Origin of the sequence: Kosakonia sp. SOY2 (genome assembly GCF_027109175.1) — a bacterium.
Taxonomy (GTDB): Bacteria; Pseudomonadota; Gammaproteobacteria; order Enterobacterales; family Enterobacteriaceae; genus Kosakonia.
Genome location: NZ_JAPVXH010000002.1, coordinates 689,865 through 714,072, shown reverse-complemented (window position 1 = coordinate 714,072; position 24,208 = coordinate 689,865). Strand labels below are relative to the sequence as shown.

At 46.7% G+C, this 24,208-nt stretch carries 25 protein-coding genes and 1 pseudogene; 17 read left to right on the top strand and 9 right to left on the bottom strand.

The features are described from left to right. Positions 1 to 638: 638 nt before the first annotated feature. Genes O3S68_RS16390 through O3S68_RS16370 form a run of 5 tightly spaced genes read left to right on the top strand, consistent with a single transcriptional unit; the run spans position 639 to position 2,838 of the window. The gene (locus O3S68_RS16390; RefSeq protein WP_269232028.1) at positions 639 to 1,004 is read left to right on the top strand and encodes a hypothetical protein; all 366 of its coding nucleotides are present in this window, start codon (positions 639 to 641) and stop codon (positions 1,002 to 1,004) included. Continuing rightward, positions 994 to 1,203: a TraR/DksA C4-type zinc finger protein gene (locus tag O3S68_RS16385; RefSeq protein ID WP_269232027.1), complete on the top strand. Its 210-nt coding sequence runs from the start codon at positions 994 to 996 to the stop codon at positions 1,201 to 1,203. The genes O3S68_RS16390 and O3S68_RS16385 overlap by 11 nt, the downstream gene beginning before the upstream one ends. A gap of 11 nt (positions 1,204 to 1,214) precedes the next feature. Next, a complete protein-coding gene (locus O3S68_RS16380) occupies positions 1,215 to 1,484 on the top strand; it encodes a hypothetical protein (RefSeq protein ID WP_269231962.1) in 270 nt (89 codons plus the stop codon). Positions 1,485 to 1,510: 26 nt separating this feature from the next. Then, positions 1,511 to 1,717: an excisionase gene (locus O3S68_RS16375; RefSeq protein ID WP_131409031.1), complete on the top strand. Its 207-nt coding sequence runs from the start codon at positions 1,511 to 1,513 to the stop codon at positions 1,715 to 1,717. Beyond that, complete coding sequence (locus O3S68_RS16370; RefSeq protein ID WP_269231961.1) at positions 1,678 to 2,838, top strand: site-specific integrase; 1,161 nt, start codon at positions 1,678 to 1,680, stop codon at positions 2,836 to 2,838. Before O3S68_RS16375 ends, O3S68_RS16370 begins: the two co-directional genes overlap by 40 nt. Positions 2,839 to 2,862: 24 nt before the next feature. Here O3S68_RS16370 and O3S68_RS16365 read toward each other — a convergent pair whose 3' ends face one another. From O3S68_RS16365 to O3S68_RS16355, 3 genes are read right to left on the bottom strand one after another with little or no spacing between them, the layout of a single operon-like run. After that, complete coding sequence (locus O3S68_RS16365) at positions 2,863 to 3,510, bottom strand: hypothetical protein (protein ID WP_269231960.1); 648 nt, start codon at positions 3,508 to 3,510, stop codon at positions 2,863 to 2,865. 12 nt (positions 3,511 to 3,522) lie between these two features. Continuing rightward, positions 3,523 to 3,846, bottom strand: coding sequence for an STAS-like domain-containing protein (locus tag O3S68_RS16360; RefSeq protein ID WP_269231959.1), 324 nt, complete (start codon positions 3,844 to 3,846; stop codon positions 3,523 to 3,525). A 1-nt stretch (position 3,847) separates the two neighbouring features. After that, the gene (locus O3S68_RS16355) at positions 3,848 to 4,768 is read right to left on the bottom strand and encodes a hypothetical protein (protein ID WP_269231958.1); all 921 of its coding nucleotides are present in this window, start codon (positions 4,766 to 4,768) and stop codon (positions 3,848 to 3,850) included. 380 nt (positions 4,769 to 5,148) lie between these two features. On the opposite strand from O3S68_RS16355, the gene O3S68_RS16350 reads away from it, so the two are divergent. From O3S68_RS16350 to O3S68_RS16340, 3 genes are read left to right on the top strand one after another with little or no spacing between them, the layout of a single operon-like run. Next, a complete protein-coding gene (locus O3S68_RS16350) occupies positions 5,149 to 6,363 on the top strand; it encodes an integrase domain-containing protein (protein ID WP_269231957.1) in 1,215 nt (404 codons plus the stop codon). Then, positions 6,360 to 8,444: a DEAD/DEAH box helicase gene (locus O3S68_RS16345; RefSeq protein WP_269231956.1), complete on the top strand. Its 2,085-nt coding sequence runs from the start codon at positions 6,360 to 6,362 to the stop codon at positions 8,442 to 8,444. The genes O3S68_RS16350 and O3S68_RS16345 overlap by 4 nt, the downstream gene beginning before the upstream one ends. After that, positions 8,441 to 9,112: a DUF2290 domain-containing protein gene (locus O3S68_RS16340; RefSeq protein WP_269231955.1), complete on the top strand. Its 672-nt coding sequence runs from the start codon at positions 8,441 to 8,443 to the stop codon at positions 9,110 to 9,112. Before O3S68_RS16345 ends, O3S68_RS16340 begins: the two co-directional genes overlap by 4 nt. 226 nt (positions 9,113 to 9,338) lie before the next feature. Here the strand turns inward: O3S68_RS16340 and O3S68_RS24220 are convergent. Continuing rightward, positions 9,339 to 9,558 (bottom strand): annotated as a pseudogene (locus O3S68_RS24220) (ogr/Delta-like zinc finger family protein). An 81-nt stretch (positions 9,559 to 9,639) separates the two neighbouring features. Beyond that, on the bottom strand, positions 9,640 to 10,392 hold the full coding sequence (locus O3S68_RS16335; protein ID WP_269231954.1) for a septation initiation protein: 753 nt from the start codon (positions 10,390 to 10,392) through the stop codon (positions 9,640 to 9,642). An 887-nt stretch (positions 10,393 to 11,279) separates the two neighbouring features. Here O3S68_RS16335 and O3S68_RS16330 point away from each other — a divergent pair. From O3S68_RS16330 to O3S68_RS16305, 6 genes are all read left to right on the top strand, one after another. Beyond that, complete coding sequence (locus O3S68_RS16330) at positions 11,280 to 11,522, top strand: helix-turn-helix transcriptional regulator (protein WP_269231953.1); 243 nt, start codon at positions 11,280 to 11,282, stop codon at positions 11,520 to 11,522. A 10-nt stretch (positions 11,523 to 11,532) separates the two neighbouring features. Further along, the gene (locus tag O3S68_RS16325) at positions 11,533 to 12,087 is read left to right on the top strand and encodes a host cell division inhibitor Icd-like protein (protein WP_269231952.1); all 555 of its coding nucleotides are present in this window, start codon (positions 11,533 to 11,535) and stop codon (positions 12,085 to 12,087) included. Then, positions 12,084 to 12,311, top strand: coding sequence for a hypothetical protein (locus tag O3S68_RS16320; protein ID WP_269231951.1), 228 nt, complete (start codon positions 12,084 to 12,086; stop codon positions 12,309 to 12,311). Before O3S68_RS16325 ends, O3S68_RS16320 begins: the two co-directional genes overlap by 4 nt. Beyond that, on the top strand, positions 12,308 to 12,628 hold the full coding sequence (locus O3S68_RS16315; protein ID WP_269231950.1) for a DUF5375 domain-containing protein: 321 nt from the start codon (positions 12,308 to 12,310) through the stop codon (positions 12,626 to 12,628). The genes O3S68_RS16320 and O3S68_RS16315 overlap by 4 nt, the downstream gene beginning before the upstream one ends. Before the next feature lie 9 nt (positions 12,629 to 12,637). Beyond that, complete coding sequence (locus tag O3S68_RS16310; protein ID WP_269231949.1) at positions 12,638 to 14,971, top strand: primase-helicase zinc-binding domain-containing protein; 2,334 nt, start codon at positions 12,638 to 12,640, stop codon at positions 14,969 to 14,971. 600 nt (positions 14,972 to 15,571) lie between these two features. Further along, positions 15,572 to 16,162, top strand: coding sequence for a lysogenic conversion protein (locus O3S68_RS16305; RefSeq protein ID WP_269231948.1), 591 nt, complete (start codon positions 15,572 to 15,574; stop codon positions 16,160 to 16,162). A gap of 67 nt (positions 16,163 to 16,229) precedes the next feature. On the opposite strand, the gene O3S68_RS16300 is transcribed toward O3S68_RS16305, so the two are convergent. Beyond that, positions 16,230 to 16,565, bottom strand: coding sequence for a hypothetical protein (locus O3S68_RS16300; RefSeq protein WP_020454816.1), 336 nt, complete (start codon positions 16,563 to 16,565; stop codon positions 16,230 to 16,232). Further along, the gene (locus O3S68_RS16295) at positions 16,562 to 17,143 is read right to left on the bottom strand and encodes a glycoside hydrolase family 19 protein (protein WP_065369985.1); all 582 of its coding nucleotides are present in this window, start codon (positions 17,141 to 17,143) and stop codon (positions 16,562 to 16,564) included. Before O3S68_RS16295 ends, O3S68_RS16300 begins: the two co-directional genes overlap by 4 nt. 134 nt (positions 17,144 to 17,277) lie before the next feature. On the opposite strand from O3S68_RS16295, the gene O3S68_RS16290 reads away from it, so the two are divergent. Next, positions 17,278 to 17,688 (top strand): DUF7079 family protein, encoded by a 411-nt coding sequence (locus O3S68_RS16290; protein ID WP_269231947.1) that lies wholly within the window; start codon positions 17,278 to 17,280, stop codon positions 17,686 to 17,688. Between the two features lie 488 nt (positions 17,689 to 18,176). On the opposite strand, the gene O3S68_RS16285 is transcribed toward O3S68_RS16290, so the two are convergent. Next, positions 18,177 to 21,293, bottom strand: coding sequence for an inverse autotransporter beta domain-containing protein (locus tag O3S68_RS16285; RefSeq protein WP_269231946.1), 3,117 nt, complete (start codon positions 21,291 to 21,293; stop codon positions 18,177 to 18,179). 1,247 nt (positions 21,294 to 22,540) lie between these two features. Between O3S68_RS16285 and flhD the strand changes: the two genes are divergently transcribed. Both flhD and flhC read left to right on the top strand, forming a co-directional pair. Then, positions 22,541 to 22,888, top strand: coding sequence for a flagellar transcriptional regulator FlhD (gene flhD, locus O3S68_RS16280; protein WP_020454820.1), 348 nt, complete (start codon positions 22,541 to 22,543; stop codon positions 22,886 to 22,888). Between the two features lie 14 nt (positions 22,889 to 22,902). After that, complete coding sequence (gene flhC / locus O3S68_RS16275; protein ID WP_052332815.1) at positions 22,903 to 23,460, top strand: flagellar transcriptional regulator FlhC; 558 nt, start codon at positions 22,903 to 22,905, stop codon at positions 23,458 to 23,460. A 117-nt stretch (positions 23,461 to 23,577) separates the two neighbouring features. On the opposite strand, the gene O3S68_RS16270 is transcribed toward flhC, so the two are convergent. Continuing rightward, complete coding sequence (locus tag O3S68_RS16270) at positions 23,578 to 24,177, bottom strand: response regulator transcription factor (RefSeq protein WP_269231945.1); 600 nt, start codon at positions 24,175 to 24,177, stop codon at positions 23,578 to 23,580. Positions 24,178 to 24,208 lie beyond the last annotated feature (31 nt).

Sequence of the window (24,208 nt, the reverse complement as noted above, 5' to 3'; positions counted from 1 at the left end):
CGCACTCCTTCTCTCATCAGTTATGGGTGGCAGGTGTGATTAAGCGGGAGTGCGCTTCCAGTTGTGGTGAATTGCAGCCGCTTCGACAGTAACGAGAAGATAAGCGTCTGGCACCACACAACAGTATAAATGCCAACTGGTAGTTTTTGGCGGCGTCGGATCTTTCCCGTGAGGGCGCCGCAATTTTTTCACATAACTGTAAGCGCGTTCCGGCCTCTTCCCCTGAGTGTCTGGTCGTTAATGCAAACCCCTTCCGGAGCGCGCTTTCAGTTACGTGGAGATGCCACAGGCGGTTGCAGCCGCCCGCTTCATTAAGCGCCCTGCCCCGGGCGTTTATTAAAGCGAACAGTCATTAATTATCGCCACCCGGCGAGGGATTCGTACATCCAAAAATCGCGCGTTGCAGCACGCAAAGGAGATACAACGCAATGAGACAAGAATTGGCATCAATGACCATTATCGAGCTGGTGACGACCGCCAACAATTACGCCACCGGCATCAAGCAGACCGGAGTTTATTCGGACCTGATTAAAGAGCTGTCTTCTCGCCTTGAGGCGTTGAACCTCGCATACATCACCCAGGTTCGTACTCAGTCAGCAACATCAGCCGAAGCTGGGCAGACACTAGCATCACCAGCAATCGCAGCGCTTCCAGTAGAACGCGATCAGTATGGTTACTGGACACACCCGGTATACGAGGAATTTTGCGATGGTCGCGAACATATTCCGACCACTGAATTTAACGCATGGATGAAAGCTAACGGGCTGGAATGGACTGTCGTTTATCGCGACGAGGAAGAGATTGATTCGACTGTCGATGGTTACGACATTTCGAAGTGGCAACCAGAAGCGCCTTCTGGTGAGGGCTGGTTTGTTGGTTCCATTCACGATACGGAAGATGGCGCTGTTTGCATCTGGCTTCGCAATAAATCCGCACCATCGCCTGAAGCTGCTGCTATCGCCCGTCAGTTTGAGCAGATGAAGGAGATGCATGATGGCGGCTGAAATCATCGATCAGGCCAACGAACTGGTAGAGCAGAACATCAGCCAGGCCATTCAGCGCATGCGTATCGACCGCAACGCTATATCAGCGGAGCAATGTAGCGAGTGCGGGGAAGATATCCCTGCACAACGCCGTGCTGCTGTTCCCGGCTGCCAGACGTGCGCAGAGTGTCAGGGAATTATCGAATTAAAGCGCAGGTAAAGGGGGATGTGATGCCCAGCAAACTAAAACTGCGGCGACAACGTAGGCTGCGTGAAGATGTCGCATGGTGGCGCGCTGAGGCAATGGACTGCAAAGCGCGGCTGCTGGAACTGGCAAAACTACTGGAAGAAGCCAGGCACCAGCGCGTTCCGATGCCGGTGCTGGTTACCGCCAGGATAATTAAACAGATGGCTCCGGCCACCAGCGAACCTGAAATTTGTTTGAAGTGTAACGACGGCGCCAGGCTTGGCTGCTCGTCATGTGCGTACCGATTGAAATAGCCGGTTGCAGCCGGTGTGGAGAATCTATGCTGAACCTCGATTGTGTTCCCATCTCGACATATTGCAAAGAAACCGGAGAAACAGCAGAGGCCATCAACAAACGATTACAGCGTGGCGTTTGGTTTGAGGGTGTTCAGGTTTTGAAAGTGGAAGGCGTAAAGGAAAGATGGATTGATCTTAGTGAGGTTGCTAAATGGGCAAGACAGAATCGCCAAAGCTCCCGCGCGGTGTGACCGTAAGGAAACACAGCCAGGGCGAGACGATCAATATTACTTTCACTTATAAAGGGGTTAAATGCCGTGAGCCCCTTTCAAATCTCGAAGTGAATAACAAAAACCTGAAATATGCCGAGAGAACTCTCGGCGAAATTCATAATAAAATTGAGCGAGGGACATTTATATATGCAGAATATTTCCCTCGCTCATCCAGACTGAAAATATTTGGCAACGCTGCCACTGGTAAAACAGTAAAAATGTATCTTGATGAATATCTCTCGATATGCGAGACACGAAAATTATCACCCTCAACCATCAACGGTTATAAAAAATGCCGCAGTGCGTTAAGTGACCTTCATTCATTTCCTGCAAGCGAACTTACGCCTGCGGCAATAAAAGCATGGATCCAAAGCCGCACTACGACACTTAAAACAATAAGGAACCAGCTATCTTTCTTACGCTCAGCTCTTGATGAGGCGCTAACAGATGGAGTGCTGCAAATTAATCCTGTATCGCTGGTGACAGCTTCGCGGTACCAAAGCGATAAATCGACCACAGATAGTGACTACATAGTCGATCCCCTATCGCCTGCAGAAGTGGATGCACTTCTTGCATCAGCAGGTAACAAGCAGTGGGAAAACTTGTTCATGTTCGCTATACAGACCGGTTTACGCAGTTCGGAACTCTGCGCGCTTCGCTGGCGCGACATTGATTTTATCGGCAAGACTGCACATGTTCAGAATGCGAGTGTTGTAGGGGTGATCAAGGGGACAAAAACGAAGGCGGGTACACGTAAAGTTGAGCTGAATGAGATAGCCATGGCGGTGCTTGCCGCACAGAAAGCTTTTACCTTCATGAAGGATGCAACGATTTTTGAGGATCCCAAGACGAGTAAGCCATGGGCCAGCGCTGACGCCATTAGAAAAAAAGCGTGGGTGCCGACGTTACGCAAAGCGGGGATCCGATATCGCAACCCTTACCAGACCCGTCATACTTTCGCCACACGTCACATAAGCCAGGGAGCGAACCTGTTCTGGCTTGCTGGTCAGATGGGGCATAAAGGGCCAGAAATGCTTTTCAGGCATTATGGATCGTATCTGAAAGATTATGATGGCAATACAGTTAGAGCAATGAAGTAAAATGATGAGGCCGGAAAGCTGGTCTCATTTTAGACTCTCATGCCATTTATCAAGCATTATAAAAACCCTGCGGGTTTTTGCGAATATAGACTCACTGTTTATAGGTGGGTAAAATGACTGAAATTTATCATACAAGCTTTTAGTAACAAGCATGCAAGAGTCAATGGCTTCTTGGGCTCTAATAGTACGATCTTCTTTGGTAAAAGAGTCTATGTCCTCACAATCGAGAGTCGCATTTTCTATGACGTCAGACATTAAATTACTCTCGATAAATATACCTCTACTCTGAAGTATATCTATCAGTTTATAGACTTGATTGGTTTTGGCTAAAACATTCAGTATATATGCTGACGATTCTGAAGCGGTATCGTCAGCTTTTTTATTAAACCGATGTATCTTATATTTTTTAACCGGCTGTTTTTTCTTATTGGATGATTTCAACCAGTATGTTAATGACATATCAGAGATGTCATTAATGATTTTGTTAATTGCATCAATTAGCGATTTTGATTCAGAGCGAGTCGCTAACTTCACAGAATTTTTGTAAGTGACACGCCATCCGAATAAAACCAGACAAACACTGACCAGTCCAACACACCAACCATACTGATGACCAAAATGCGAAATGAAGTTTTCCGTGGCCTCAGTTGCCTTTACAGAAACGTTATCCAAAGTTCCCTCTTATTATTCAGGTTGAGCCATATCAATGAATTTATTGATTTGCTCTTTATAAAAGGGCATCTTGCTCTTAATAATTAAGCGCTTCTTAACTGAAGATTTAGAAAGACCTTCTTTCCTGATAAGCCCACCAAATGCTTCCTCCAGGAATGACGATCCCACTCCAAGTGCTACACCATCAAAGTCAACAATGACCTCGTCATCATCGCTTTGCAATGCAGGAACAAGGAACTCTTTACGGAATCTCTCCGCGCTACTGGTGGCACTGTCAGTAGGAAAGCGACCAAACGGTGTTCTAGAAAAATCTTTAGCTATTATGATGTTAACCATCTCATCCCCTCCTAGTTGCAAGTGACCACTCTACTAAAGTACCAGGTATAAATTCATTCATCCATGAACATTTAGGTACCTGCTGCGAAGAATTATAGTGGTAAAACGTGTGACCGGTAAGAACAAGAAGTGTCTCAGAATCTACACAACCTGTACCTATAGGTCTCTTTATATCCTCAGAACCGTTACCACGTCCAGCGTTCACAAAGCGTGATTGGCCTACAGATAAGGCAGCCCCGACCGATGCAACTTCATTGAGTCCTGAGAATAATTTTGATGCTGAACTGTAAGACTTATGAATACCACACCCTAAGTCACAGATTATAAAGACAAATGTATTATTTTCAACATTGAACCAGGAACATTGCCACCATCGCTTTCCTTCGAGCAATTCAACATGGTACTCAAAATCTGCTGTTTCATAGGCATGATGTGACACATTTAGCATTGCTTCGCTAATTGCAGATGACACAACATCGAATTGTTCAGCAGTCATTTCAATGTGCTTAGAAAGCATGGTCAGGGTTTCGAGCCATTGATCGAACGGTTCTGTTGCTGATTGAAAATATCTTTGTTCTGCTGTTAAAGCTTGGAGTTTAGTAGAGCTATGAGCTACTAAAGCCTTAGACAAACCGGTACCAACAATCCAACGGTGCCCCTCAGGATTTGCTTCTTTTTTAGGCCACTTGAAACGAATTAGATTTGGTTGCCCTGTCATTAGCTGGGCACGATTGACAATCGCAAACAATAAAAGTGATGCTGCAGCGCTTGCAAATTTAACCTTGCTAAAATCTAAATAAATAGGGACCTGTTTAATAAGCACAAAATTATCTATGCTATTCAAAAACTTGAGTGTCTCTGCAATAGTATCTGGCATATAGATACATAATTTTGAGGGAACCGGAATTGGTATAAAAGACATGACGTACCTAACATCCTTCAGTATGGGACAACACAATCTAACAAATGCATGGAAAACTCAATCGGGTAATAAAGCATGGATTGTGTTGCTTTTGGGTACGCTCCGGAGCCGTGCAACAAAAACGATCAACTTTCCTCTTAAAAAACAATTAATTACCAACCACAGGACGCGGGTTCAACTCCCGCCAGCTCCACCACTTCATGATCCGGATACGTCCGGTGAAATCCTGAAAGCCCGCACGGCACAAGCCCTGCGGGCTTTTTTGTATCTGTAATTGTCCGAGGTCATCCGGCTAAATCCGGTGATTATTGGTATACGTTTAGGTATACGGTAGGATGTATACCAAAAACCGTATACCAATTCACGCAGGAGCGCCCACCGTGGCAAGGACAACACGCCCCCTTACTAACACCGAAGTCTCACGCACTAAAGCGACTGATAAAGATCTGACGCTGCATGATGGCGACGGCCTTTTCCTTATGGTGAAGACCAGCGGCAAAAAGCTGTGGCGCTTTCGCTACCAAAAACCAACAACAAAACAGCGCACCATGATTGGCCTTGGTGCTTTCCCTGCCCTCTCTTTAGCGGAAGCCAGAAGCTTACGCACTCAGTACCTCTCTTTATTAGCAAGAGGCATCGACCCGCAAACACAAGCCGAGCAGGCAGCAGAACAGCAACAGATAGCGATAGAGAGCATCTTCTCAAACGTGGCCGCAAACTGGTTTGCCATGAAACGCAACAGCGTGACACCCGATTACGCGAAGGATATCTGGCGATCATTAGAGAAGGATATTTTCCCGGCGATTGGTGAGATCCCGGTTCAGAAAATTAGAGCACGCACATTAGTTGAGGCGCTAGAGCAGATTAAAGCGCGTGGCGCACTCGAAACCGTTCGCCGCCTAGTACAGCGTATCAACGAAATCATGATTTATGCTGTTAACACCGGCCTGATAGATGCTAACCCTGCCTCAGGCATCGGTATGGCATTTGAAAAGCCGAAAAAGCAGAACATGCCGACCCTGCGACCAGAGGAACTGCCACGGCTAATGCGCTCATTAGCTATGTCGAATTTATCCATCCCAACACGCTGTCTGATCGAATGGCAACTCCTGACGCTCGTGCGCCCTTCTGAGGCTTCTGGTGCAAGGTGGGCAGAGATCGACTTTGAGGCGAACATATGGACGATACCAGCCGATAGGATGAAGGCAAAACGTGAGCACATTGTTCCTTTATCACCTCAAGCATTAGAAATTTTGGAGGTTATGAAGCCTATCAGTGCGCAACGCGAAAATGTATTTCCGAGCAGGAATGACCCAAAGCAACCTATGAATAGCCAGACGGCTAATGCCGCTTTAAAGAGAATTGGATATGATGGTAAATTAGTAGCACATGGATTACGCTCGATTGCCAGCACCTGTATGAATGAAGCTAGTTTTGATGCAGATATTGTTGAAGCGGCATTGGCTCACAGAGATAGTAATCAGGTCAGAAGTGCTTACAACAGATCCATCTATCTAAAACAGCGTGTTATTCTCATGAACTGGTGGGGAAATCATGTGGATGAATCAAGAAGAAAAATGGGGTGTAAAAATTGAAACTTAATGCTGACAGAGAGAAAGTTGTAGCAAATCCTGAAGCTGGTCGCCTTTACTCATTACTAAATGAATTAGAATCCGAAGGACGGATTATCTTATCTGATGCGGAATTATATTTCGATTTCCCTTTATATAAAGACGATGATGATCAGCTTGTCATTTCGCCATTAATGCTGGTTTCACGCTTCTATGGAATTATTATTTTCTATTTATCCACTAGTAATGATCGAGACGTTCAACAAAAAATTCTAATTGAAGAAGAAAATCTGGATAATATTTACGGCCAAATATTTTCAAGGCTAGTAAAACAGAAGAACCTTCGCCAGTCTAAGAAAACACTAAAAATAAGCTTAGAATCATGTATTTATGCCCCACACTTAACTCAGCAACCTACTATTGAAATAGAAAGTAATGTTATAACTTCAAAAGCTTCACTTGAAAAATTCATTACTGATCTTGAGGATATTGTAGACGAGCCAGTTTATAGTGAAGCGGCGTCAACGATTGAAGGCGGCAAAGGGTTAATCCGCCAGAAAACAAGAGATCTGGACGGCTTTTCGGCAAAATCTAAAGTTGCTATAGTCAGCCAGCTTGAATCTGCAATATCTCGATTTGATGCAGATCAGTTAAGTAGTTGTGTAAATGAAGTCGATGGTATTGAACGCATCCGAGGACTTGCTGGCTCAGGAAAAACAGTTGTATTGGCTATGAAAGTAGCTATAACACATCTTCGTAATCCCGATAAAAAAATACTTTACACATTTAGCACCAAGGCTTTGTATCAACATGTCAAGCGATTAATTACTCGTTTTTATCGTCAATTCGATGATATAGACCCCGATTTCGATAATTCTATAAAAATAATGCATGCTTGGGGAGGAAATTCTACTCCTGGCGTTTATTACAATGCTTGTATTAATAATGGCGCACCATTTCTTGACTTTGGTAAGGCTCAACGTGCAAATCCAAAAAACCCGTTTTCTTATGCCTGTAAAAATCTAATTGATGGCTATAATCTACAACCTGAATATGATTATGTTTTTGTTGATGAAGCTCAAGATTTCGACAGTAACTTTTTACAACTGTGTTTAAAACTCGCTCAAAATGAAAATATGGTGTTCGGGTTAGATGTATTTCAAAACATATTTCAGACCACCGCTCCATCTATTAATGAAATATTAGGAAAAGATCGCCAACTGGGGTTAGATAAATTCTTAAACAAGTGCTACCGCACACCTTGTGCAACTTTAGTCTGTGCTCATGCAATAGGGCTCGGTGTTTATAGGGATCAAGTTCAAGTAATACGAACGCCTGAAGATTGGATGAGCTTAGGTTATTCAATTGATGAATCTAAATATAAAAATCAGTTTGATGCGGACGAAAACATAATCGTTTACAGGACTGAGCAGGCATCTCCATCATTATATAATGAGGAGAAAAACAGTTTGGTCATAACAAAAGAACATGAAGATATTTTTAAAGAATGTGAATGGGTTGCACAAAAGATCAATGACGATATTAAAGAACAGGGTTTAAATGCTTCTGACGTTCTTATAATATGCGCTGATGACAGGAACTATAAAAATTATTATTCTGTCATTTCTGATTATTTATCTAACTATGAGATCGATATTAATAATGTTAATGCTGACCGTTATAATATCAATGATTTCTCTGTAGATAATAAAGTCACTTATTCTACCATTCACAAAGCTAAAGGTAATGAAAGCTATAGCGTATATGTAGTAGGAAGTGAATCACTTTATTACTATCCTAATGTAAAAAATAGAAATCTACTTTTTACTGCGATGACACGTACTAAAGGATGGTTAGTAATGACTGGTATAGGTGCTGCTGCTATAGAACTCTTTGATGAAATTTCAGATGCTTTAGAAAAAGCACCATATCTCGAATTTAAATATCCACCTGATACAAAGATCAGACAGATAGAAATCGATTTGAAGCGAGTAGAAACAGAAAGTCGAAACGATGAATTAGAAAAACTCATTCAAGAGTATGGGGCTGAAGGACTAAAATCTATGATTCGAGAGGTCGAAGCTAAGAAGGTGAAAAAGAAATGATTTCACCTGGCGTACTTAATGACTCAAAAAGAAAAGCTGTAAAATTGGCCAGAGCAGTCAACCTGCTTGGAAATTTTAATAGCAGAGTGATTTATCCAAACACGATGCCAGGAGACCTGCGACCTCTATCTTATGAAGATGCATGGCGTAAATGCAAAGAAAATTCTTGGTATGATATTGAATTAGATGATTCTTCGTTATTAATTTTTAAACAAGATGGATATTCTTACATCCGGGTCCCTTTTTTTTCACTATCGTTCTCTGAATTTGCAGAAGAGTATTTTGAAAGCGAACCAGAGTGGAAAGAGGAAGAGAATAAACACATTTTAGCCGAGGAGTACGAAAAATATCTTAGTAGTCAATTAAAGCCACAGCATCATATGCCAGTAAGGTTTGATATTGATCCGACGTACTACTGTGAGCATACGCACCCCCTTTATCATTTTCATTTTGGCATCGAAAATGAGAGTAGAATTCCCTCAAACAGAGAATTAACCCCGTTATCATTTACAGGTTTTATACTTAGAACCTTTTATCCAAAGGAATGGTATGAATTTTCCCAATCGCCAGAAATGGCAAAATATTTAAAACAATTGAAAGGGAGTTTAAATGTTGTCCCGAAGAGCTATTGGAAAGCGTATGAAGCTGACTTATTTTATTTGGGTTAGCGCGCAGTGCTTCCCCGCCTCGCCTGCGCGCTTTATCTATGCTTTTTCATGCACCTGCATGTATGGGTATTTTATGCACCACTGCTGGCCTATGGCGGTTAAATTAATGTGCGTAGACTCATGCGTTTTCATGCAGCATAGTCATGCACTCGCGCGCTTTCAAAATATTGAGATAATTATATAGAAATCCCGGTCCAGAACCGGGATTGAAGAAGTACTGAGATAATCATGCAGGGATTTGTTGGCAACTGGAAAGCCTGAAAACAGAACCATAACGATTTAACTTTTGCTGCTGTTTCCCTGACTTTTCCGGCATGGTTGCTGAAACACCGATATTTTGTGATTATCGTATCCACAGTGTCCAAAGCGGTAGGTGTACAGGTACATTCTGAGTTCTGGCAATGATATCAGGAGCGTTTAACTGTCAGGGCTTCATAGGCGCGGATATTGGCATGAGCAACAGAGCCTCATTCAGGACACTTGAAAGCCTTATCAGTAATCTTTGAACGCTGCGTGGGGGGCGGCTATCATTCGCCCTTCCCACCTTTAGCTATCTCACGCTGTTTCAGCATCCTTGAACGCGCCGCAGGGCTAGGTAATTTTCTGGCGTCCAAGATGGCTACATCATCTGCATAAATACCGATGCCCTGAAGCAAAGTATCGTCCCCTAAAGATACGTCGCAGGACAGCGCCGGTTGGGTGATTTGTTCGGTGATAAATTGCTTCAGGACGCTTTCTGGATCGTTCACTGTATGAACTACGCCGATAACGGAAGAAGCGCTTCGCCCCAGAGTCATCTTCAGTAATCCAAGCATCTGAATAAGCTTCTGACCGTTCTCTTTCATAAACTCATTCCAGAGCCACGATGCATGGCTTTCAATCAGGCGGTTATGTTCGTTAATGTAGCGGGTTGCAGCGTCTGCAGTTTTCCAGGGCAGGAATTCGTTTTCTGCGGCATGGGCTGCAAGTAAATCCTCGAACTCATCCAGCGTTTCGCGTCCGAGAGCAATTTCAGCCCGCAGTTTTTTCATGCGAGGCGTCATATTTCCCTGATTCTCACGAAACAGCGTGCGCCATTCCTCGTTTAAGGCCTGCGTTTCCTTTTTTGTATCTTCCTGGCGTTTGCGGATGGTTTCAGTCATCGCGGCCGCTTCGTTCTGTTTACGCCGTTCTTCCTGCCAGATAGCTCTCGCGGTCTTCACTTTATCCACTGCTTCGCAGATGTTGTGTGGAAGCAAGAGGGTCTTGTTCGTGTTGGAAGTCTGGTTATTAGTAGTCATGGCAGCTCCGGTAGTGTTTTGTTGTCATGTCAATTGTGCTGGTGCTCATACAAGCGCACTACCGGAGGGGATTGTGCCGTCTTCAGGACAATGGCCTTTATCTGGCTAGCCAGAGGAAGTGTCATGACCATTCAGCAACCTGTCTTTAATACTTACTATTCACTACTGTTCATTTTAATGAAAAAATAATAAATACAGGTAGTTAATAGGTGAAGTATTTCACTTGAAGTGTTCATGTATTGTTCATAACCGTTCACTGGAAGAAGTGAACCTTATATTTGTTTTTCATAGAAATAACACTATTTATTCCGGTTCATTACTGGATAATTTCTCCTCACCATTACTCCGGTGTATTCGGTGTACAGAAATAAGATTCTTATATCTGTTTGATTATTACTTTTTTTACTCTTCCACTACCGTATTGCATTTCGTAACAATATTCATAAAAATGAATCCGTCCAGTACTGATAAAACATGCCCGGATACATGTGGAAGATTTGAGGGTTTCTGAAGGTTTCAAGTGAGGAATTTTAATCTATGTAGGGCGTTGTTTATTTTCATGTATTTTTTTGCTCTGCTTATTCTCTCTATGAGCCATTGTTCTGGATGATATGAAAGCCAGCAATGGTATATTGGAGTTCTCCTTGACTCGGTCAATTACTACGAAGCAATACTTTATTTATGGTTTTGTTCTTTATTCTATCTCGCCGTGAAATTAACGATAATACAAACCTTATCAGATCTTTATTTATTTCAACCATGAAGAGTCAATATTTAACCTGGAATATATAAAACATGCTCGCATGGATTATATATAAACAATAAGGGCCGTCTAAATTCGGGTGAAATTACCCGGATTGCTGAAAACATTTTTGAGAGGTAGTCAAATGCAAAGTATTTCTGTTTCCACGCCAGCACCAGCAGCTCCGGTGCTTCCCGTTCCGGCTCAGAATGAGCGATTTATACGTTTACCTGAAGTGATGCATCTTTGCGGGCTATCCCGCTCAACTATCTACGACCTCATCAGCCGCGATGCTTTCCCGCAGCAGATATCTTTGGGCGGAAAAAATGTTGCCTGGGTACAGTCGGAAGTCATTGCATGGATGGCTGATCGAATTGCAGCACGCTAGCAGGGAAGCCATGCGGAAACTGGCTTTGCAAACTAATCCCCATTTTTCTGGCTTGCTTCCTGACATCCTTTCCAGGTATAGTTTTCCCGCTGTCGCAAAATCGGCAGCCGGGCGTGGAAACCCGAGTAATCTAACGGCGACACCGGACGCGCCATGCGTCTTTTTTTGTGTCTATGCCTCTGTACACCTGTTGTTTACGCACCGGTTCTTTAACCGTTGCTGTATCTACGTAATGGTGGCTCAGGCGGGGCAGCCCTCGGGCTGGCCGGTATCCGTTAGAGCCGGTATTTCCACCCCTGTCTGGGCTACCACCAGTGAGCGTGGAAACTCCGGTGGTAGCGTTAACCGCTATCTAACGGAGGCTGCCATTATGGCTACGACCCTCACCCTGTCTCACCCGCAATTTATCTTTGTCTTCGCTGCCGTTCGTCGTTCTGGGCTTAAGCCACGCGTCTGTATGCTGCGCACCATTGCCGCCGATGAACGTACCGCACGCCGTTCCCTCGTTCGCGATTATGTCCTCTCGCTTGCCGCTCGTCTGCCGGTTGCAGAGGTGCGCGCATGAACCAGTCCATCCTTACCGTTGATGATCTCAGATATCTCGAACACCTGCGCAATATCGGCCATCTTGTTGGCGAGCTGGCAGCGGAACAGGACAGCGTGACTGCCTGCCACGATCCGGCTGAGCGTCTGCAGCTCATTTCCCTGATTTACCTGATGACAGATCAGCTTGATGCCGTAATCGAACGCTGCAACCGGCGCTGTATGGTCGGGGAGAAGCAGATATGAAACAGACATTACCGCCCATCCTGCGCGCCGCGTTTTACCGCCGCGCCGTGGCCTGTGCCTGGTTGACCCTGTGCCAGCGCCAGCAGCGCTATCCGGATCTAACTCTCGATACGCTGGAGTCTGCCATCGCTGCCGAGCTGGAAGGATTCTATCTGCACCAGCACGGCGAGGAAAAAGGTCGCCAGATTGCCTGTGCGCTGCTGGAAGATTTAATGAATGCCACACCACTCAAAACCGCGCCGTCACTCTCTTTTCTTGGCATGGCAGTAATGGAAGAGTTATGCGCCCGTCATATCACTGTGACAGTGCGGTGCTGAGGAAAAATAATGAAAATGAACGTAACGGAAACCGTGAAACAAGCATGCGGCCACTGGCCGCGCATTCTCCCGGCGCTGGGCGTGAAAGTGATAAAAAACCGGCATCAGCCCTGCCCGGTGTGCGGCGGCTCTGACCGCTTCCGTTTTGACGATAAAGAGGGGCGCGGAACGTGGTTCTGTAACCAGTGCGGCGCCGGCGACGGGCTGAGCCTGGTTGAAAAGGCGCTGGGCGTGACGGTTAGCGAAGCTGCCAATCGTGTGAATGCCGTGACCGGCAGCCTGCCGCCGGTTGCCCCGGAAACTGTCGCCGGCGCTGAGGCGGAAACCGAAGCCAGCCACAGGGAGGCCGCCGCGCTGGCGGCCAGTCTGCTGGCGAAAACCCGCTCAGCCTCCGGTAACGCCTACCTGACCCGCAAGGGCTTTCCTGCTCTGGAATGCCTGACGCTGACAGTCACGCACAAAACCGGCGGCGTGACGTACCGCACCGGGGATGTGGTTGTCCCGCTGTATGACGACACCGGCGCGCTGGTGAACCTCCAGCTTATTAACGCAGACGGCGACAAGCGCACCCTTAAAGGCGGCCAGGTGAAGGGAGCCTGTCATATTATTAACGGTGAAAAACAGGCGGGAAAACGCCTGTGGATAGCAGAAGGGTACGCCACGGCGCTGACCGTTCATCACCTTACCGGGGAAACCGTGATGGTGGCACTCTCGTCCGTGAACCTTCTTTCCCTGGCGAGCCTTGCCCGCAACCGGTATCCGGGCTGTCAGATTGTCCTCGCGGCTGACCGTGACCTGAATGGCGACGGCCAGACAAAAGCCGCTGCGGCTGCAGAGGCCTGTGCCGGTATGATTGCCCTGCCGCCGGTGTTTGGTGACTGGAATGATGCAATTATGCAGCAGGGGGAGAATGCCACGCGTCAGGCAATTTATGACACCCTCCAGCCACTGGCACAAAGTCCGTTCGACACCATGAGCGAGGCAGAATTTACCGCCATGAGTACCAGTGAGAAGGCGATGCGCGTGTATGAGCACTACGGCGAAGCGCTGGCCGTGGATACAAACGGTCAGCTTCTTTCCCGCTATGAGGCGGGAGCCTGGAAAGTGATTTCCCCGGCTGACTTTTCGCGCGATGTAGCAGCACTCTTCCAGCGCCTGCGTGCGCCGTTCTCGTCAGGTAAAATTGCGTCGGTGGTGGAAACCCTGAAACTGATTGTCCCGCAACAGGGCGCTCCGGCACGGCGTCTGATTGGCTTTCGTAACGGCGTGCTCGATACCGTCAGCGGCACGTTCAGCCCGCACCATAAATCCCACTGGCTGCGCACCCTGTGCGAGGTGGATTTCACCCCGCCGGTGGCGAGCGAAACGCTGGAAACCCATGCCCCGCATTTCTGGCGCTGGCTTGACCGTGCTGCCGGTGGCCGGGCTGACAAGCGCGACGTGATACTCGCCGCGCTGTTTATGGTGCTGGCGAACCGCTACGACTGGCAGCTCTTTCTTGAGGTGACTGGACCAGGGGGAAGCGGGAAAAGTATTCTGGCCGAAATCGCCACCCTGCTGGCGGGGGAAGATAACGCCACATCGGCGACCATCGAGACGCTGGAATCGCCGCGCGAGCGCGCGGCATTGATTGGCTTTTCGCTGATTCGTCTGCCTGACCAGGAAAAATGGAGCGGTGACGGTGCCGGGCTCAAGGCCATCACCGGCGGCGATGCGGTGTCGGTTGACCCGAAATACCGCGACGCCTATTCCACGCACATTCCGGCGGTGATTCTGGCCGTCAACAATAACCCGATGCGCTTCACCGACCGCAGCGGCGGCGTGTCACGCCGCCGGGTTATCCTCCATTTCCCGGAACAAATTGCCCCGGAGGAGCGCGACCCGCACCTGAAAGACAAAATCGCCCGCGAGCTGGCCGTCATTGTGCGTCAACTTATGCAGAAGTTCAGCGACCCGATGACCGCTCGCGCGCTGCTCCAGTCGCAACAGAACTCCGGTGAGGCGCTCAGTATCAAGCGCGACGCCGACCCAGCTTTTGACTTCTGCGGCTATCTTAAAATCTTGCCCGATACCATCGGCATGTTTATGGGGAACGCCAATATTATTCCGCGCCAGCCGCGACTCTACCTGTATCACGCCTATCTGGTGTACATGGAGGCGCATGGCTACAAGAACACCCTGAGCCTGACTATGTTCGGCAAGGGACTGCCAGCCATGCTGAAAGAATACGGCCTGAACTATGACAAGCGGCGAACAAACCAGGGAATGCAGACTAACCTGACGCTGAAAGAGGAAAGCAACGGCGACTGGCTGCCGAAGTGCGACGAATCCGCAACAAAATAACCACCAAAGACCGGCGATTGCCGGTCTTTTTTACCTTCGAAGAGCACATAGTGAAGAGTTAACTGTTCACTCTTCACCGACCATGAAACACATAATACATTGAAAAAAAACAATAAAAACACGAAACAAACAGTTTGAACTGTTTTACTGAAAAATAATTTTACCCCCCCCTTCCTCGAGGGCATACAACGGAAATGGTGAACATTTCTGTCAGCAGCAATATTAATGGAGCCAGTTAATCGCCTGGTGACATGCCATGAGGAAATCTGCCGCTATCCTCATGGTCATGGCAGTCTGACTCCGGGAAGGATCTGTAAACGTGACATAATGTCTCTGGATGTTCGCAGAAATGACGCCCATACGACTACTTAACGATATCAATGAAGGAGTAACCCCTTAATTATTCTTAAGAATTTCTCAAATTCATGATGTCAAAGAATGCGTATCTTTAACATCTATCATTAGGAGCAACTTAAGACGAGATTCACCCATTTTCTTCTGTATCAATATCTCGCCACAATTCATAATTAATAACTGCAATATATTTGCATATTTACTTTATAGTAATTTAGTTAATTTTTTGAAAATTCGAGGATAAAAATGACAATTAGAAGTACGCTCCAAAAAATAAACTGGGAAGCAAGCTCAGTAATTCTTGCAATGATGCTTTTTATAGGAAACATCATTTACACTAATTATCACGATGAAGCAAAAACAATAACTGAAAAAAATAACATTCGCACAATGTTTGCTTATGAAATCTCTTATAACCATAGCACTCTAAACTTTCTCGATAGCACAAGAAAAATAGGTTATGATGAAAACGCAGAGCATATAACAGGTGAACCATTCGCCACTAATCTAAACTTCCTCGGAGGAACCCGCTTAAAAATTGCATCTAACCAAACTAATGAGGTATACAAAGCCTATTTCAACGAATTAAGCAAACTCGACAAGGAAGACATCACTCTTATCATGGATTATTATCATGAGCAAAGTATTTTAATGGAAGGTATAAAAACAACGCAACAAAACATGAATAACAAAAGTATTGATCTTGATGTTGCGGGATTTTCATTAGAACAGCATTTCCTTAATGAACTCAATTTATCGAACATAATCCTTAAACGTTACAAACATTTGTTAGCACAGCATCCTAAGAATCCGGAAATGAAGGATGATAATCATTGAATACTTATTTTATCGTGGGGAGCGGCAAAAATGCCGCCCCGAGATATATGCGAAAATCAGAGTGATACTAAGGATTAGCATACTCTAAAATTTCTTCCCCCATGAGCGTACAGTCATTAAGGAAGATGAATCTCATACGATACTTACCTTTATAGATATAACCCCAGGTCTGCAATACATCGAAATATTGCGATTTATTTTCCGGATTTTGCATCTTCGCTAATGCAGTTACGTCTTTATCAACCTCAGCCCTGTCATCGTTGTCTCGATAAAAAGCCAGTAGTTTATTTGCTTCTGTTATTGCCTGAGCTTTACAAGTTAACTCAGACTGTTTCGCAGCAGCCAAAGACGGAAAAGTTATAGCACATAATAATAATGTTAGAATGCCAGTTGATACTTTCATATTATTCCAAGCTCTCTCTTTGCTCTTATCAACGCCCCTTTCCTTTCTTCGAGACCGTTGTAACCACCGTTCACGAGAAGGGTTACTTTATTTACGTCATCCCTGTCTGCTGCTGCATTTACATGCCTGAGATCCCAATAATAACAAGCTGCCTTAACGGCAACATATGGGTTCCTTGCAACTATAGTGGGATCGGTTACGTAATCTTTCTCAAACTGGCTTCCGAAATTCGTATAATTTTCCCTACCTGTCAGATGTAATAACCCACGACCTATAAATTTTGGACCATCACCGACTTCTGTATTACCTAAATTACGTCCTATCCGTGTTCCTGCATCATATTCTCTACCACCATCCCTTGGAACTTCGGTTAATCTGGAAAAGTTGGCAGTTTCAACACAAGCTTGCGCTATAAAATGAGCGGCTCTTAATTCTGTATTTATTCCATAAACGGTAAACCATTGGTTCAAATGTGGTGCTATGGCATGGACATTGTAATGCTGTGAATTTAGCAGGCTTTCTATATGCCGGTAATGCCTGGCAATATTCCAAAGCATCTCTGCTGTAATATCAACCATTTGCCTTTTCCTTTTCTTATATCCCATAATCATTTTAACTACCGTGATTGTGCATTTGGCAGCCATTTTTTGCTTTAGTTTACAATCTAGGATAATTCTTATCCTCTTATTTTTCAGCGTCGGGAGGAGCTAACATGCAACTGACAGATAACGATCAAGCAAACCGCATCACTGTCTGGCACGCCTTATCGGAGCTTTTCACCGGTCGGGAACTCCAGGACTATGACTATCGATGGATAGCTCAGGTGTTAAAGGAATCCGGACTCAGCCGGGAAGCGATCTTTGTGATTCTGGATGAGGAAGTTGCCCCTGTCCTCCAGGCTAATCTTCTTTATAACCCAACGCCGGTGATGGATGGCTGGACAGAAGAAGATGTTAAGCGGCTCGTAACAGAGTACGTGAGCAGGAAGCCGACCATTATTGAGCGTGTTGTTCCATCGAGCTTGTTGTTAAAACAGCGTCGGAAACACATTCGGGATGAGCTAAACAGGCTTACTGCCGAGCTGGATAAATGCACGCAGGAAATGAGCTCAAAAGAGTGTTAGGCGAAGCGATTGGTATATGCTTAGGTATATGGATGAAAGTTGAATTCACTAAAAACACTTTAATTCAATTAATTAGCGAATTTATTCAGACTCCGCCAGCCCATCGGTGATTACCAGAGTCATCCGATGAAGTCCTAAGAGCCCGCACGGCGCAAGCCCTGCGGGCTTTTTTGTTCCTTGAGTTTGTCCCGCGAAGTCAGAAGCCAACTAATTAAATCCGAACCTTGCAGGCACCCCATAAAATATTCCTGTTTTGATTAATAGCGGGAATAAAAAACTTTGGAATCAAGGGGTAGCCTGCTGCGTCACTTCAGCTTGCCGGGAAATGTCGTACAACAGCAAATGTTGGCATAGCGTGATAATCAGACGCTATCCGGGAAACAGAAAAGCAATATGATCAATGAGTTTGGTGAGTCTGCATCTCAGCCATGTATCCCCCGCTCCTTAAAGAATAAAGGGGCGAGGGAACAATAACAGCTCAGGCAGCGTTAGAGGGCCTTAGTGCACATGGTTGGGCTTAGCGTCCCACCAGAACCCTCGTAAAGGTTGCCACCCCACTTGTCCAGCGAGTAGTGGTAATTGGGATCGCTGGGTGTCGCATCTGCCAGCCAGTAAGCATCGTCGGGGAACGCAGAGCTGCCGCCTAAAGATCCCCACTCGTTCCACAATGCCCCCAGCGTACGAACCCCGGTGGGGACGAAACCAGAGTTTTGCGACACCTGGGCTGCGGTCGACTGACTGTACCCCTGCGCACTGCAATAGGGACCAGCATCTACCCATAGCACTTGTTGTCTATCAGTAATAAACCAATTGCGCAGCGTGAAACTGTAGGTGATATCTGGCCCGATACCGCTTTTTGGTGTACCAGTAATAGTGACTTTGCGCCCATCACCTGTCCCCTTGAAGCTCACCACGGCATTGATGTCAACATCGACCCAAGTGGCATCCGACGACCAGTTGAAATCTAAGGGAGCGCCATTGCCGATATTTAAAGTGAATGTCGCGCCGGTAAAGCCCGTCGTCGGGAACCCGTCTCCTTTCTGGAATGTCGCCCCATTAACAGAGATATTCTGCAAGAACGGAATCGGGTTAATCGCATAGCCTGCCGACTCGATAGCCTGGCTCCACCCGCTCAGTTGCAACGTCGCCTTGTTTCCCGAGCTAACAGCCCCTGCCGTGTAGGTCGCCGTGTAAGTTCCGTCCTGGTTATCACTCCAGTTCCCATTTAAGCTGGCATTCGGAACCTGAACATTCTGCGCGGTCAGCAACCCGGCCGCACCCGTTATCACGTTCTGGTAGCTATCTTGCAGTGCGACCGTCACCCGGATTGTCATACTGGACATGTAGCGTGTCATATCCGTTGCAATGGCCGACCGTATCGGGTTCGGACTGCCCGGTGTCAGTGTTACCGTTGCGCGCAGGCTACTGAGACTGGTGTTGTCATACGCCGGGATAATGGTGTAAACACCCGCCTTCGTTCCCGACAGTCTTGCCGTATAGGTACCCGGCGTCGCGCTTTCAGTCAGCGAAGTAAGAGTGACCTGCGTTGCAGACGGCGTGTTACCGTTGCTGTCTTTTACCAACAGTGACAGGTTGCCCTGAATACCGCTCATCACCTTGCCTTGCAGATCTTTCGCCGCCAGCGTGAATGTCGACACCTCAGTGTTATCCGCCTTGATGGTATTTGGATTCACAGTAAACAGTGACTGCTGGGCATCAAGCAGCGTGGCATTGAATGCAACCGTCGCGGAAGGCAGTGAAATGCCTTTTGCTGTCGGCTCTAACGTGACCGTTTCCGTATCTTTCCCCGCTTTCACGGTGACGAGATATACGCCCGCCTGCTTGCGGGTTAACGCAGAAACAGTGGCGCTTTTCAGCGTGTTATGGTTGAGCACAATATCCCGCGGATCGAGATCAACAAGTTGGTTGGTGTCATCCTTCAATGTCAGCGTCAATACCTGTTCGCTGACGCCGTCTGCCGCCAGCGAGCTATTTGCAGGCGTGAAGGTGCTCGTTTTGTTATTCACCGCAGAGGCAAGTACCGTCACCTGCGTCTCCTGGCGATCGGAACGGTTCCCCTTCGTGTCCACAGCAACGCCACTCACGGTATAGGTATTTACCGCCTGCGCGGAATATTGATAGCGCGGTAGTACGACCATGTAATCTGCGCCGTTTTGCACTATTTTTCCGCCAGCGGCAGTAAGTGTCGACGCATCCCATTCAATATGCGAAAGCCCATGCGTGCTTTTCACTGAAACACCGAGCGATTTTTGCTCACCGCCATTCCCTGTAACCCGTTCTGCAAGATGCAGCCTGATAATCTCTTTTTTCCGGTACTCAAGAACAATATTGTTGTTACGCTCGACAAAATCATACCGGCTTCCCTGCAGGCTGCGCATCGCGGCGACAGCTTCCGGGTTCAGCTGTTTTTGCCACGGCACACCAAGCTGATAGTTCACATTCAGGCTGAATCGGGTGTCGCTTTCCCCCGATGTCCCCTGCCGTTGCTCAGCCCCTAACGTCACGAGAGGAACCGGCGTATAAGTGATGCCGGCGGTAATCGCATGCGGGTCGCGCTGGCGATGGTTCACCCCGAACAGGGCAACCTCCTGGCCATAATATTGCTCATAGGTCAGCTTTCCGCCCAGTTGCGGCAGAGAAGGCAACCAGGCCTGGGCACGCACATCCCAGCCATTCGCCGGACGCTCCTGGTAATCGGCCAGATCTTTGGAATCTTTCCATCCGGTCAGCCGCATATACCCATTGGCGCTCAGCTTCATAAAGTCACGCCAGTATTCAGCGCCTACGCCCATACGCGCGTGTTCGCGGGAAAGATCGTAGTCACCGAAGACGTTTGCGCCCAGCATATACCCCGGCGCGAAATAACGAAGCCCCGCCCCCAGGTTAGCCTGGAGACGATCATCAGTACGGTGCACGCTGCCCTGGGTGAAGACCATTTTGTCACCCCGGTCATACAGCGGCACAAGCAATTCAAACTGTGAGTTCTTTAAGGAAAAGTTCTTATCCGTGTCGAGTTGTACACGGGCGGTACCGAATTGGTTCAGCCAACGCTGAACTTCTCCGCCCGCTGCAGAGGTCGCCATACCACGCGCCATTGACGTCGCGGCCTCGCTATTCGAACCGTTGGCAAAGAAACGCCCAACCTGGGAGGAATAACCCGCCATTTTCAGCGCGGCGTCATTCGCGTCGTTACCGGAAACCGTCGCACGCTGAGACGCGAAAGCGCCTGGTTTAGCCCCGCCCTTCACCGCCACGGCCGGCACCTCCAGTTCATCTCCCGGCTGCACATTGTTCAGGCCTCGCGCAAACGTGCGGAACTGATTGAGCTGACGAAGCTCCTCCAGGGTGAGGTTATATTTCTTAGCAACAGAGCGGGCCGTTTCTCCTGCACCCAGTGTATAGGTCTGGGTCTTGATAGACGAAACGGTTTGAGACTGCAATTCAGCCCCGGCAATTACCGGCGTAAATGCAACCGCGAGCGGAAAAGTAATCTGAATCGCAATATTAAGCCATGCCAACAGACTCAGCCCAGGAGAAAAGCCGATATTCGCAACAAAATATCGCGTTTTAAATTTCGAAATCATGCATTCAACCAGACAAGAAAATTAAGCAACAAAAAGAAAATTCCGAAACCATTCTAAAATGGCAAAAGTTATTCCTCAATAGAGAATATATAAACAAAAAAGAAAGAAGCACTGCAATAAGATTAATTATCTCCCTACCTACTCAAACCGCAACCCTTTGTTTTCGCTATCTAACTCCAGGGCCCATCTGTGTTCTTACGATAATAAAATAATAATGTATTACGACATCCTGCTTTACTTTAATTTACATACTTAATGAGACCTCAGTCAATTCTCAATTTCAATCCCTTTAAATGCAGACAGAACTGCGCGCTTTTCGCGTTATTAATTAACGAGAGGCTAAAAAGGTGTTTATCATTAATTCTTCTCTGTGTAATAAAATTAACTATCCTCTCGTTGCCATCCATTTATTAATGGTAATGAGAAGGGCAGCAGCAACCTCATCCGTTTCTTAATGATGCGAATCATTCGTTTTATTGACATTAACATTACCGCTTCTGCCCCTCCTCTTACGCCCCCCGGAACGCAAACCTCCGGCACAAGATATCCCGGGCACGACTTTTACCCTTCCTGCTACCCGGACGGTCGTAAAGGGTAGCCTGTGCAACACGCCCATGCGCGAGTCAGCGTTTGTGGCAGCCCCGTCTATATACCTGCATAAGGAAAAACTTATACAGCGTAAATCTATTTGCATCGACTTTGTTCAATTCTTTAAATAAGCGTTGTGATTTTTCCTATATGTGACATTTACCGGCTTGCTTGTTAAAATGATGTAATAAATTAACGTTAGAAAAAAACCATTATCATTTACGCACACCGGTATTATTTATAGATAAAATTCAAGAAGATAAAGCATGACTGAAAAGAATAATTTTTCTCAAAGGGTTTTTACGCATTTTGTAATTAAAGTTATCGATTTTTTTAAAAATTATCTAACCGACTGTAATTGCTAAAGTTAAATTAGTAACAAAAACACAACTTTACAAACCGCCTATTTTTTCCGCATTATTTCCATTGTTCGCATGAATCCTTTTGTGTAAACTTATTTCCGTTGTCAGGAAAAGTCCTGGAAACAAAGATTTAAGCAGGAACACAATACAATCACCTGCACAATTATATTAAAGCTGTTAAAAGATTTACCTTTTAGTATTTTTAATTAATATCGAAATAAAGTGGTTGCTCGCATATTTAATTTTTAAATAACAGCGAAAGACAGCGCATCGCCTGTTTTTTGCGGGAGCAACTTTATGAACGAACAAAACTTTGACGAACAAATGCAATCTATCCAGGATCTGAACCTGTCCTATTTATTACTGGCACAGCGTCTGATCCGTGAAGATAAAATTGCAGCCGGTTTCCGCCTCGGTTTAAACGAAACCACGATGGAAACCTTACGCAGCTTGTCACTGCCGCAACTGATTAAACTGTCCTCTTCAGGCCAGCTGATTAGCCGGTTGCGTATTGATGATGATGTGATGATCAACTGCCTGACCAAAGACTCGCGTATTGATGCGCTTCAGCGTTTGCATACCGGCATTATTTTGTCGAGCAATCTGCTTAACACGCTCAATCATGATGACAGCGAGGCGGCGTAATGGAAGACTCAATGTTGCACGAAAAAAGCATTATGTCGGAAATTAAAGATACGCATATTGCCATGCAGTTGATTAATTTCGGCGCCAGAATGCAGGTGCTGGAGAGTGAAACCAGCCTTAGCCGCAGGAAACTGTTAAAGCTCTATAAAGAGCTGAAAGGGGATTCCCCGGCGAAAGGGATGCTGCCTTTTTCCGCCGACTGGTATATGGCGTGGGAGCAGAATATTCACTCATCCATTTTTTATAATATTTATCTTTACCTGCAGAAGGTCGAACCTGGCCGCTCTGTTGAAGTGATGCTGAAAGCCTACCGTCTCTATATGGAACACGGTTTGGCTGAAGAAAATGAAGAACCGGTGCTGGGGTTAACCCGCGCATGGACGCTGTTGCGCTTTATCGACGGCGGCATGCTCAAGCAGACACAGTGCGATTGTTGTGGCGGCAGTTTTATCACCACGCCAGAGCACATGTTCAACGGTTTTACCTGCAGCCTTTGCGTGCCACCGTCACGCGCGCTGAAGCGTAGCCCGCTGCTCAACTTCGCGGCTGGTGCACCCACCACATTGCAGTAATGGCACGATTTTGCCCCGACAGCGGGCAAAATCATCTTCACACCGCCAATAGCAGCCTCGCCTGCTCAGCATAACGTTGAGCAGGCGAGGCTGTTGTCTTTCTGTTATTTACGCCCGTTATGACAAGCGACCGGAAAAAACACCACGATAATAATTCGGGGTAATGTTAAGCCGCATCAGAATATCGCGCCGGTGTACGTAGGCGGTTTTCAGGCTGATCCCAAGCTCAGCAGAAACATCCTGCGCGCTGGCACCGGAGGCCAGCAGACAAAGCACCTCGCGCTGGCGCTGTGTTAACAGCGGTAGCGCAGAATAGTGCGGCGATGCCGCCCCTTTGCGTGACAGCAAACGGCTGATTGACTCATAAATGTGGCGGATAGGCGTATTCAGACACAGCGTCGGAACATCCGGCATCAGGGCGGGCAAAACAGGGTCCAGAGCGTCGCTCAGCACCAGGCACGGCAAATCCGGCTTCGCGTCGCGCAAATACTGCATGGTGTTCATCAACGACATCAGATTGGTGGCCTGCGTGGCCACCGCAACCACAAAACGCACTTTATTGCTGTTTGCTGCATACGCCTCTTGTGGGCTTGCGATATGGCTGATGCGCAAGCTCGGGCGATAGAACTTAATCAGCGTGGTTAATCCCTGCGCCGAAAATATATCTTCGCTGTAAATCAGAACGTTAGCGATACTAACTACATTTTTTTCACTCATAGTCCTTTACCTACTCAGCGTCACATCCCGT